The following is a 12,172-nucleotide window of genomic DNA, read 5'->3' on the forward strand; positions in this document are numbered from 1 at the left end:
AGCCCACCAGCGCCGATGGTACTGCGAAAGCGGGAGAGTAGGCCGCCGCCAGTTTTTATTAAAAGTCTCATACAACACAGTTTGTATGAGACTTTTTTTTGTTTTTATACCTTTATACCTATCCACCAAAAAATATCAATTATCTTTAAATAAGTAATAAATTCTATCTACAACCTCTGTAGAAATTTGTATAATCTGTGGTTTACCTTATTTATCCCCATTTATTCTAAATATTAATCAAGATTATTTTTATTCATAAAGATTAAAATAGATTAAATCTCTTAAAGGCCTTTTATTTATGTTGTAACTTTATTTCATGAAAGAGCATATCGTGAGAGGGTTCAGATTTGAAACTTACAAGGCACCAGAATTATCTGTATTTGATCGGCTGCTGGAAATTTTTACAGATTTGTTGACCCATACCTCGGGAGATTTTGATGAAGCGATTGACTGGCTTCGAATGTTGGATGAAGAATACCAACTTACTACTCCGGAATACACTATTGACGATTTTATTGAAGATCTTAAAAAGAAAGGATATATCCGTGAAGAAGTTGATCCTAATGGTGGAAATGGAATTCGCCTGAGCGCAAAAATGGAACAAAATATTCGTAAACAAGCGCTTAATCAAATATTCGGGAACCTTGGAAAAAGTGGCAATGGAAATCATAAAACCAATAAAAGCGGAACGGGGGAAGATACAACAGGGGAATTTCGTAGTTATAACTTTGGAGATCCGGTAGAGAAAATTTCTATTACCGAAAGTCTTAAGAATGCCCAGATCAATAACGGAATCGGAGATTTTCATCTTACTGAAGATGATTTAATTGTTGAAGACAGTATTCACCAATCTCAGATGAGTACGGTTTTGATGATCGACATCAGCCACAGTATGATTTTATATGGGGAAGACCGTATCACTCCAGCCAAAAAAGTGGCTATGGCGCTTGCAGAACTTATTACAACACGTTATCCGAAAGATACTTTGGATATTATCGTTTTTGGAGACGATGCATGGCCTGTTAAAATTCAGGAGTTGCCTTATTTGCAGGTTGGGCCTTACCATACAAATACGGTTGCCGGACTTCAACTGGCGATGGACATTTTACGCAGAAAAAGAAATACCAATAAACAGATTTTCATGATTACCGACGGGAAACCAAGTTGCGTTCGTCAGCCGGATGGTACATACTACATGAATTCTTATGGTCTAGATGAATATGTTGTTCAGAAATGTTATAATATGGCGTCTCAGGCTAGAAGACTACATATTCCGATTACTACTTTTATGATTGCGCAGGATCCCTATTTACAGCAATTTGTGAGTGAATTTACAGAAGCCAATCAAGGGAAAGCTTTTTATACAGGGCTTAATGGATTAGGGCACATGATTTTTGAAGATTATGAAACTAACCGTAAGAAAAGAATCCGCTAAAATTCATTATTCATAAAGATATATTTCAAGAAGTTAATAAATCAGATTTTAAATAAAATGACTGAAAAGCCAACTATAAAAACACTAGGCTCATTAAGAGCATCAGGATACCTATCAAAAAATATCAAAGACGAATTAAGAGATAATTTAAAAAGTAAAATTCGCAATAAAGAATCTGTATTTGAAGGAATTTTCGGATATGAAAATACGGTTATTCCTCAATTGGAGCATGCCATCCTAAGCCGGCATAATATTAATTTATTAGGATTAAGAGGTCAGGCAAAAACCAGGCTGGCAAGAATGATGACTTCATTGTTGGACGAATGGATCCCTTTCGTTGCAGGAAGTGAAATAAATGACGATCCATTCAACCCAATTTCTCGCTTTGCAAAAGAGTTAATTGAAGCAGAAGGCGATAATACTCCGATAGGATGGCTTCACCGCGATGAAAGATTTTTCGAAAAATTGGCAACTCCGGACGTGACTGTTGCCGACCTGATCGGTGATGTTGATCCTATTAAAGCTGCCAATCTGAAACTTTCTTATGCAGACGACCGTGTGATTCATTTTGGAATGATTCCTCGTGCGAACCGTTGTATTTTTGTCATCAATGAATTGCCGGATCTTCAGGCGAGGATACAGGTTTCCTTGTTTAATATTTTACAGGAAGGAGACGTACAGATTCGTGGATTTAAGGTGAGAATGCCTTTGGATATTCAGTTTGTTTTCACAGCGAATCCTGAAGATTATACCAACAGAGGAAGCATTGTGACTCCGCTGAAAGACCGTATCGGATCACAGATTTTGACACATTATCCTGAAAACATCAATATTGCAAGGGAAATTACCAGGTATGAATCCAGCTTAGATGGTCGTCAGAAAAATGGAGTATATGTTCCTTCTTTGGCGAAAGATCTTTTGGAGCAGATTGGTTTTGAAGCTCGTGACAGCGAATTTGTAGATTCAAAAAGCGGAGTGAGCGCCCGTATGAGTATCACTGCTTTTGAAAATCTATTGAGTACTGCAGAACGCAGATCTTTATTAACGGGTGATGAAACAACGTCTGTAAGATTAAGTGATTTTGTAGGTGTAATTCCTGCGATTACAGGGAAAGTGGAGTTGGTATATGAAGGCGAACAGGAAGGTGCGGAAGCAGTTGCCCAGCTATTAATTGATAATGCGATCAGAACTTTATTTACATTTTATTTTCCAAAAGTGGAAAAGCTGGAAAAAAAGAGTATTGATGGACCGTTTAGTCAGATTACGGATTGGTTTTTGGAAGACGACGGCTCTTTGGAAATTACTGATGAATCTTCAGATGAAGTTTATGCAAAATCTCTTAACAGAATTGCTCCTCTTGACCAGATCATTGAAAAATATCAACCAGATACGTTACCAGAAGATATTTTATTCTTAAAAGAATTTATTCTTTGGGGGCTGGCAGTTAATAAAAAACTGAATAAAGAGAGATTCAGAACGGGAGTGTTCTTTTCTTAGAATTCAAAAATTTCAACAGGATAAAAACAAAAGATGTGGAAAATCAATTCCACATCTTTTTTATTTTTAGGAAAATCAATATGATCAAACCTGGATAACTCCCAGGTTGAATTTCTCTGTAATAGGGGAATGATTGGCAGCTTCAATACCCATAGAAATCCATTTTCTTGTATCTGTAGGATTGATGATTGCATCTGTCCAAAGTCTTGCTGCAGCATAGGTAGCTTCTGTCTGCTTTTGATATCTTTTTGTAATAGTATTTAAAATCTCATTATGCTCTTCTTCGGTAATTTCTTTACCTTGCTTCTTTAAAGTAGATTCCTGGATTTGAACTAAAACTTTTGCGGCCTGCGAACCACCCATTACAGCGAGATCTGCCCAAGGCCAAGCTACTATTAATCTAGGATCATAGGCTTTACCACACATTGCATAATTTCCGGCTCCGTATGAGTTTCCTGTGATAATCGTGAACTTAGGAACTACAGAATTCGAAACGGCATTGACCATTTTAGCACCATCTTTAATAATACCTCCATGTTCAGACTTTGAACCCACCATGAATCCTGTCACATCCTGAAGAAAAACTAAAGGAATCTTTCTCTGGTTACAGTTGGCAATAAACCTCGTTGATTTATCGGCAGAATCCGAATAAATAACACCACCGAACTGCATTTCACCCTTACCGCTTTTTACAAGCTTTCTCTGGTTGGCTACAATTCCTACAGACCAACCATCAATCCTGGCTGTGGCACAAATGATGCTTTTTCCATAGTCCGGCTTATACTCATCATATTCTGAATTGTCAACCAAACATTTAATTATTTCGTATGTATCATACTGCTCTGTTCTTGAAACGGGAACAATTCCAAAAATATTATCAGGATTTTCCTTTGGCGGGAAACTTTCTATTCTATCAAATCCTGCTTTTTCATAAGTTCCAATAGATTTCATGATAGTTTTAATCCTGTCTAAGGCATCTTTATCATCTTTAGCTTTATAATCTGTAACGCCTGAAATTGAACAGTGTGTAGTCGCTCCACCAAGGGTTTCATTATCAATGCTTTCCCCGATAGCAGCTTTTACCAGATAACTTCCGGCAAGGAATATAGAGCCTGTTTTATCAACAATCATCGCTTCATCACTCATAATAGGAAGATAGGCACCTCCAGCCACACAACTGCCCATAACAGCCGAGATCTGGATAATTCCCATAGCGCTCATTTTAGCATTGTTTCTGAAAATTCTTCCGAAATGTTCTTTATCAGGAAAAATCTCATCCTGCATAGGAAGGTACACACCTGCTGAATCTACAAGATAAATGATAGGAAGCTTATTTTCCATCGCAATTTCCTGTGCTCTTAGATTCTTTTTTCCGGTAATAGGAAACCAGGCACCGGCTTTTACAGAAGCATCATTAGCAACAACAAGACATTGTTTGCCGGAGACATATCCCATTACGACTACAACTCCACCACCAGGGCATCCGCCATGTTCCTCATACATTTCGTAGCCGGCAAATGCACCAATTTCTATGGAATCTGAACCTTTGTCGAGAAGATATTCAATTCTTTCTCTTGCTGTCATTTTTCCCTCATCGCGAAGCTTTTGAAGCCTCTTTTCACCGCCTCCCTTTTTTATTTCAGCGAGCAATTGATTGATATCAGATAATTTTAATCTATTTTGATCTTCCCGTTTATTAAATTCAAGGTCCATAAAATTTTAATTTTTTACGGCTAAAGATACTATTTTTATAATGAATGGCGTTTGAAGTAAAACAGGTGTTTAATATATTGGTTCTCAGAAAATTGTGAAATTTTTAACAAAAAAATATTTTTAAATTACTGATATTTTTTCTAACTTTACTACAGAGTAAAAGGAATGATATTCCTTGTTAATTACTCTAAGTTCCTAGTTTATTTTTTTAATAGTTTATTATTTGAAGGCCCTGAACGTTGAACAAATTTTCAGGGTTTTTTATGCCATATTATGTGCAGATGAATTCAATTTTACATTTTCTGAATTTTCTTTGACTTAATTTATCTTTTTATCAGTATTTCTAAAAGCTATTTGTAAATTTGCCTGTTAAAAATTTACACAATTTAGAATATGCAAAAATTAGCACTTTTCAGGCTGCATTTAATTGTTTTTTTATGGGGGTTCACTGCAATTTTAGGAAAACTGATTCATGCTAATGCGCAGATCCTTGTATTTTACAGAATGCTGTTTGCAGCTGTGTTTTTATTTGTCTTTATCAGGGTTTATAAAAAGGAAAGTATTAAGGTATCCAGAAAAATATTTTTTCAGCTTGCCGGAATAGGTTGTGCTATGGCACTTCACTGGTATTGTTTTTTTTATTCCATTAAAGTATCCAATGTTTCTATAGCATTAAGCTGCCTGTCACTTTCTACCTTATTTGCTTCCATATTGGAGCCAGTTATTTTTAAAAGAAAGATTGATATATCAGAAGTTGTAATGGGCGTAGTAATAGTTGCCTGCATATTATTAATTTTTAAAACCGAGTTTCATTTTAAAGAAGGTATCATCTATGGGATTCTCTGTGCAGTATTCGGTACCATTTTCTCTGTTTTTAACGGTAAAATGTTTGGAAAAACAAGTTCAGGAAATATTATATTCTATGAAATTTTTTGTGGATGGTTTGTTCTGGCTGTATTTTATATGTTTACAGGACAGATTTTTCAGATGAATGAAATAAACTACAGAGATCTGGCGTTAATATGCTTATTGGCAAGTGTTTTTACAGCTTTTCCAATGCTGGAATCGGTGAAGCTTATGAAGTATATTTCGCCTTTTACTCTAATTTTAACAGTTAATTTAGAACCTGTCTACGGAATTATACTAGCTTTTTTTATCTTTGGAGAATCAGAAGAAATGAGTCCTATATTTTATGCAGCATCAGGCGTTATGATATTGGCTATCATTGTAAATGGATTAATAAAAGCCAGAAAACAAAAAAACTTTAACTAAGCATCAAATTTTATATGATGAAAAAATACTTTTTACTTGCATTTTCACTACTGTTTGGGCTGTCCCAGTCTCAGATTATAAGAAAATACTCCAATGAATTTTTGAATATCGGAGCCGGGGCAAGAGGGCTTGCCATGGGTGGGGCTGTAATTTCCAACCAGGATGATGTATATTCACCGATGTGGAACCCGGCCGGTTTAATGGCCATTGAGAAAGACTGGCAGGGAGCAGCAATGCACGCAGAATATTTTGAATCTATTGCGAAGTATGACTATCTGGCGTACGCAAAAGTCCTTGAAGAAGGAGTATTTGGAGTGTCAATAGTACGATTGGGAGTAGACAATATCCTGAACACAACTCAAATGATCGATGCCGAAGGTAATATCGACTATGATAAAATCACCAAATTTTCACAGTCTGATTACGCGGCTATTCTTTCTTATGCTTTCAATCCGGCAGGCAATCCTAAACTGGATGTGGGAGTAAATGCTAAAATTGTTTACAGGAATGTAGGTAAATTTGCAAGCGGTTATGGTTTTGGTTTTGATATTGGGGCTATTTATAAGGCTGACAACGGATGGAAATTCGGAGGAATGCTGCGTGATGCAACCACTACGGTAAACTTCTGGAGCATCAATCAGGGAGAACTTTCAACTGTAGTAAACGGTGAAGAGTTCAATCCGGCACCTAAAGATAAAATGGAGCTTACCATGCCTAAGCTGAATGTTGGGGCAAGTAAAATATTCAATATCAACAGCAGCGTGTATGTATTGCCGGAAGCTGGAATCAATGTCGATTTTGCTAAAACAGCAGCTTTGATATCTACAGATTTTGCAAGTATAACACCTTATGCAGGGGCAGAACTTGGGTATCAGAAAATGATCTTTGTAAGACTTGGGATAAACAGGTTCCAATCCATTACCGATATTGAAGACCTGAAAAGAAAAGTTTCTTTCCAGCCGAGTGCCGGTCTTGGAATAAGATATAGAGGACTTACACTGGATTATGCAATCACCAATTCAGGGATCGGAGGATCTAATTTCTATTCTAATTTTTTCTCGCTTAAATTAGATATGGGAGCATTCAGAAATGATTAAATTTAAAACAATGAAAAAAACTTCAATACTTACATTTATGCTGGCAGTAACTGCTGTTTTCGGGCAGAAAGTTTCTGACTATAAATATATTTCTATTCCTCAGACCTTTAAAGATTTCGAGACAGAATCCTATGGTCTTGATGATTCTTTAGCAAAGGCTTTAAAATCAAAAGGATATACGGTTGTCCAGGAAGGTAAAAGCCAGTGGCCTTCGGAAATAGAGAAAAGCTCTTGCAGCTTTGCTACAGGCAACATACTTAATAAAAGCAGTTTTCTAAGAAATAAAGTAGAGCTTGAGTTCAAGGATTGTAATGGAAAGGTATTATTTTCATCAAAAGGAAGTTCGAACATTAAAGAATATAAAGAAGGCTATCAGGATGCTCTTAAGCTGTCTCTGGTTTCACTTCCAGCTTCAAATCCTGTGGCAACTCTTCAGGTTATAAAGGAAAGCCCAAAAGAAAATGTTGTGACAAAAAGTGAAGAGAGTTCATCTGCACCTGTTACAGAAAATAAATCCGGGAAATATACTAACGGTAAGGTAAACCTTCAGAAAATCCAGGTAGATACCAATCAGTTTATCCTGGCAGACGGAGGAAGTTCTGTGCCATTTGCTGTTTTTAAAACTACTTCAAAAAGAGATGTGTTTAGAGTAAAACTTTCGGATGGAACTTATACTATCGGATATTATGAAAACGGAAATATAGTGATTGATATACCGCAAACGAACGGAGAATTTTCTAAGGAAGTATTTTCAGCAAAATAACAGATTATAAATAACATAATAATGATCCTTAATTCAATTAGAATTAAGGATTTTTTATTTCCTAATGGCTGTTGAAAAACTCCCAAATAACCTTCGCTTTACTTTTCCCCAGAATCTCTTCCAAAGTTTCCAAACTCGATTCCCTGATTCTTTTAACAGATTTCAGTTTGGAAAGTAAAAGCTCAATTGTTTTTTCTCCTACGCCCGGAATCTCTTCCAGCTCAGATTTGATGGTAGAATTTTTTCTTCTCGTCCTGTGATGCTTTACCCCGAAACGGTGCGCTTCGTCTCTTACCCGCTGCAGAATCTTTAATGTTTCCGATTTTTTATCCAGATATAAAGGAATAGAATCTTCAGGAAAGAAAATCTCCTCGAGCCTTTTTGCAATACCTACAATCGTGATTTTGCCGTAAAGACCTAATAATTTTAAACTTTTTACAGCGGAGGAAAGTTGTCCTTTTCCTCCATCTATAAGAATCAGTTGCGGCAGGTTTTCCCCTTCATCCAGCATTCTTTTATAGCGGCGGTAGATAACTTCTTCCATCGTGGCAAAGTCATTGGCTCCTTCTACTGTTTTCGGATGGAAAATTCTGTAGTCAGCCTTACTTGGTTTTCCGTCTTTAAAAACAACACATGCAGAAACAGGGTTCGTTCCCTGGATATTCGAGTTATCAAAACCTTCAATATGTCGTGGCTCCACTGGCATTCGAAGCAGCTTCTGCATTTCGGACATGATTCTGTTTGTATGCCTTTCCGGATCTATAATCTGGACCTGCTTTAATTTTTCTAAACGGTATTCTTTCGCATTTTTCTCCGAAAGTTCTACAATCCTTTTTTTATCACCTACTTTTGGAACGATCAATTTTACATTCGGGATTTCTACAGAAAGATGGAATGGTAACAATACTTCTTTAGAATCCGAGCTAAACTTCTGGCGGATTTCGATCAAAGCTTCTTCCATGATATCTTCATCCGTTTCCTCAAGGATCTTTTTGATCTCCGTGGTAAAACTCTGAATGATATTTCCGTTTCTGATCTTGAAAAAATTCACATAAGCAGCAGCTTCATCGCTGGTCATTCCAAAAACATCCACATCGTCAATATTTGGATTCACGACCGTATTTTTGGCCTGATAATCTTCCAGAATATCCAGTCTTTCCTTAATGATCTGTGCTTCTTCAAACTTAAGATTGGAAGCCATTTTCATCATCTGATTTACCAGATACTCTTTTGCTTTCCGGAAATCCCCTTTGATAATTCCGCGGATGGCATCGATTTTTTCATCATAATCCTCTTTGCTTTCCAGATCTTCGCAAGGTCCCTCACAGTTTTTAATATGATATTCCAGGCAGACTTTGTATTTTCCTTCTGCAATTTTAGCAGGTGAAAGATTAAGATTACAGGTTCTTAGCTTGTAAATATGTTTGATGGTATCCAGTAAAATCTTTGCAGGACGCACCTTAGCATAAGGCCCATAATATTCAGAGCCATCTTTGATTACATTTCTTGTGAGGAATATCCTTGGGAAACTTTCATTTTTAATACAGATCCACGGATACGTTTTATCATCCTTCAATAATACATTATAAAAAGGACGGTGTTCCTTGATCAGGTTGTTTTCAAGTAAAAGGGCATCATATTCACTGTTGACAATTGTTGTTTCAAGCCTTACAATCTTTCCCACCATGATTTTGATGCGGTAGCCCGGGAGATTCTTGTTGAAGTAGGAAAGAACCCTTTTCTTTAAATTTTTGGCCTTTCCTACATACAGTAATTGGTCGTTTTTATCATAATAACGATAAACGCCTGGTTCTGATGGTAAAGTTTTGAGCTGTAATTCTAAAGAAGGATTCATATAACAAAATTAAGGAAACTTTCCCTATTTAAAAAAGAAAACCTGCAGATGACTCTACAGGCCTATTTTATTATTCAAAGTATTTTATCCGTGGTTCATTTCAGTATATTGATAGATCAAAAAGCTTAGATAATCCCATTCTACAGAGTTTTTAGGATATTTTTTCATAAACTCGGCATTGTCTCCAAACAGGAAATCATAGTGGTCTTCAAAATCATCTTTATGAAGCCACATCACTTTGTCACCCTTTTTTATATAATAAGATTTTATGACACCGCCGCCAAATGCAGGAGCACCACCAAAACCTGTAGATATGGTTTCTGAAGCAAACGGATCATGATAAACTGTAATAAGTTCATTAAACTCAGGATTGATAACCTGCATTAAAAAAGCTTTGGGCTCTTTCTTGTTTTTTAAAGAAACAATCTGGTTTTCATATGGGATTGCATCATTGGTTACAGATTTATTGTATTTTTTAGTGCTGTAATTTCTCATGTTTGAAATAAACTTACCTGCTTTCATAGATTTTTCCATCTCTGTCGCATACAAATACATTTCAGCAATATCTGCCGCTGCAAATTTCATGGGCTTTCTCGTATCAACATCTTCAATTGTAATGGAAAGAATCTGTCCTCTCTGTTTTTCCCATGATTTACTGTAACCCTGGTATTCAGTATTGTCTTTTAAAATGATAGTAGAAACTTTTTTATCAGATGCAGTATTGAAACCTTCGTTAAACAGGTAACGATTCATTTCTTTTCTTTCTTCTTTAGAATATTTTACTTTCTGGGCGAAAGCAGTTGTGCTTGCTACACATACAGCAAGGAGTAGAGTTTTCAGTTTCATGTATTATTGTTTTTAATTTCGGCAGTAAAAATAGCAAAATAATCTACCAATAATCAGAAAAATATGAGACGGTAAAATTTAGCTTTTCCAATTATGGTTAAATGTGTAATTTTAAGGAAATTTTTAGAAATGATATACGGTGTAGATGTTTTTACTTTCCATGATGTCTTGGAAATCTGTAAAAAGCCAAATAAAGCTAAACTTAATAAAGTAGCTAAAGAACAGATCCTAAAATCCCAGAAAAATGTTCAGAAAATAGTAGAATCCGATAGATGTGTGTATGGGATCAATACAGGTTTTGGACCTCTTTGTGATACTAAGATATCAGCTGACGAAACGGCTCAGCTGCAATATAACCTTATCATTTCTCACGCAGTAGGGGTTGGAAAGCCCATTGACAAGGAATTTTCCAAAATCATGATCATTGCTAAAGTACATGCATTGTCCAAAGGGTTTTCAGGGGTTTCTCTGGAAGTGATTGAAAGACTGATCCTGATGCTTGAAAAAGATATCATTCCCGTAGTACCTGAGCAGGGTTCCGTAGGGGCTTCAGGAGATTTAGCTCCTCTTGCCCATCTTGTGTTACCATTACTTGGATTGGGACAGGTTTGGGAAGGAGATCAGATTTTCGAAACGATGGAAGTTTTAGACAGACATGGTCTTGAGCCACTAGCTTTAGGTCCGAAAGAAGGCTTAGGACTGATCAACGGAACTCAGTTTATTCTGGCCCACGCTATTAAAGGGTTAGAAAAATTCGAATACTTATTAAACTTAGCAGATATGACTGCCGCAATGAGTATTGAGGCGTATAGAGGCTCTGAAAGCCCATTCAAAAAAGAACTTCATGACATCAGACCTTTCGAGGGAAGCAAGAAAGTAGCAGCCAGAATGGTTAAGTTTTTAAAAGGTTCTGAAAACATGAAAGCTCATGAGGACTGTGAAAGAGTTCAGGATCCTTATTCCATGAGATGTGTGCCACAGGTGCACGGAGCCAGCAGAAATGCTTTTGAACACCTTAAACTGATGGCTGAAACAGAGCTGAATTCTGTAACGGATAACCCGATCGTCCTAAGTGCTGAAGAATCTATTTCCGGAGGAAACTTCCACGGACAGCTGATGGCTCTTCCTTTAGATTATGCTACGTTGGCTGCTGCCGAATTAGGAAATATTTCAGATAGAAGAAGCTATTTATTATTAGAAGGAAAATATGGACTGCCAAGATTGCTGACAGAAAGCTCTGGACTGAATTCAGGATTTATGATCCCTCAGTATACTTCAGCAGCTTTGGTTACAGAAAATAAAACATTATGCTTCCCGGCATCAGCAGATTCTATTCCGACAAGCTTAGGACAGGAAGACCACGTTTCTATGGGAAGTATTTCCGGTAGAAAATTCAATCAGGTGCTAGGAAACCTGGTCAATATTTTAGCTGTGGAATTAATGTTTGCCGCGCAGGGATTAGAATTCAGAAGACCTGCCAAATGTTCGAAAATTATTGAAGAAAACTATGCGGTGATCCGTTCTAAAGTTAAGAAACTGGAAGACGACAGATTGATAGGAAAAGATATGCTGGCGATTGCAGAGCTGATCAATAACAGAGAATTTAAAGTAGATTAATTTCAATTAAGAAATATAAGGCTTCCAGAAATGGAAGCTTTTTTTTGTTCAATAAAGTGCATAAACCGCTTTTAAAA

The 12,172-nt window shown here is 36.6% G+C and carries 9 protein-coding genes; 6 read left to right on the plus strand and 3 right to left on the minus strand.

Annotated features, from left to right (window positions below):
• Positions 1 to 316: 316 nt before the first annotated feature.
• Both DRF61_RS18840 and DRF61_RS18845 read left to right on the plus strand, forming a co-directional pair.
• Positions 317 to 1,435 carry a vWA domain-containing protein gene (locus DRF61_RS18840; protein ID WP_111959944.1) on the plus strand — a complete coding sequence of 373 codons (1,119 nt, stop codon included), beginning with the start codon at positions 317 to 319 and terminating at the stop codon, positions 1,433 to 1,435.
• A gap of 57 nt (positions 1,436 to 1,492) precedes the next feature.
• Positions 1,493 to 2,932, plus strand: coding sequence for an AAA family ATPase (locus tag DRF61_RS18845; RefSeq protein WP_111959946.1), 1,440 nt, complete (start codon positions 1,493 to 1,495; stop codon positions 2,930 to 2,932).
• A gap of 84 nt (positions 2,933 to 3,016) precedes the next feature.
• On the opposite strand, the gene DRF61_RS18850 is transcribed toward DRF61_RS18845, so the two are convergent.
• The gene (locus DRF61_RS18850; RefSeq protein ID WP_111959948.1) at positions 3,017 to 4,645 is read right to left on the minus strand and encodes an acyl-CoA carboxylase subunit beta; all 1,629 of its coding nucleotides are present in this window, start codon (positions 4,643 to 4,645) and stop codon (positions 3,017 to 3,019) included.
• A gap of 393 nt (positions 4,646 to 5,038) precedes the next feature.
• Between DRF61_RS18850 and DRF61_RS18855 the strand changes: the two genes are divergently transcribed.
• The 3 genes from DRF61_RS18855 to DRF61_RS18865 are packed head-to-tail and all read left to right on the plus strand — an operon-like array spanning position 5,039 to position 7,777.
• On the plus strand, positions 5,039 to 5,917 hold the full coding sequence (locus DRF61_RS18855; RefSeq protein ID WP_111959950.1) for a DMT family transporter: 879 nt from the start codon (positions 5,039 to 5,041) through the stop codon (positions 5,915 to 5,917).
• A 14-nt stretch (positions 5,918 to 5,931) separates the two neighbouring features.
• The gene (locus DRF61_RS18860; RefSeq protein WP_111959952.1) at positions 5,932 to 7,014 is read left to right on the plus strand and encodes a putative type IX sorting system protein PorV2; all 1,083 of its coding nucleotides are present in this window, start codon (positions 5,932 to 5,934) and stop codon (positions 7,012 to 7,014) included.
• A 10-nt stretch (positions 7,015 to 7,024) separates the two neighbouring features.
• Complete coding sequence (locus DRF61_RS18865; protein ID WP_111960207.1) at positions 7,025 to 7,777, plus strand: hypothetical protein; 753 nt, start codon at positions 7,025 to 7,027, stop codon at positions 7,775 to 7,777.
• A gap of 61 nt (positions 7,778 to 7,838) precedes the next feature.
• On the opposite strand, the gene uvrC is transcribed toward DRF61_RS18865, so the two are convergent.
• Positions 7,839 to 9,632 carry an excinuclease ABC subunit UvrC gene (uvrC, locus tag DRF61_RS18870; protein ID WP_111959954.1) on the minus strand — a complete coding sequence of 598 codons (1,794 nt, stop codon included), beginning with the start codon at positions 9,630 to 9,632 and terminating at the stop codon, positions 7,839 to 7,841.
• Between the two features lie 84 nt (positions 9,633 to 9,716).
• Positions 9,717 to 10,478 carry a hypothetical protein gene (locus DRF61_RS18875; RefSeq protein ID WP_111959956.1) on the minus strand — a complete coding sequence of 254 codons (762 nt, stop codon included), beginning with the start codon at positions 10,476 to 10,478 and terminating at the stop codon, positions 9,717 to 9,719.
• A 129-nt stretch (positions 10,479 to 10,607) separates the two neighbouring features.
• On the opposite strand from DRF61_RS18875, the gene hutH reads away from it, so the two are divergent.
• A complete protein-coding gene (hutH, locus tag DRF61_RS18880) occupies positions 10,608 to 12,095 on the plus strand; it encodes a histidine ammonia-lyase (RefSeq protein WP_111960209.1) in 1,488 nt (495 codons plus the stop codon).
• Positions 12,096 to 12,172 lie beyond the last annotated feature (77 nt).

Source organism: Chryseobacterium lathyri, from assembly GCF_003290185.1.
GTDB classification, from domain to species: Bacteria; Bacteroidota; Bacteroidia; order Flavobacteriales; family Weeksellaceae; genus Chryseobacterium; species Chryseobacterium lathyri.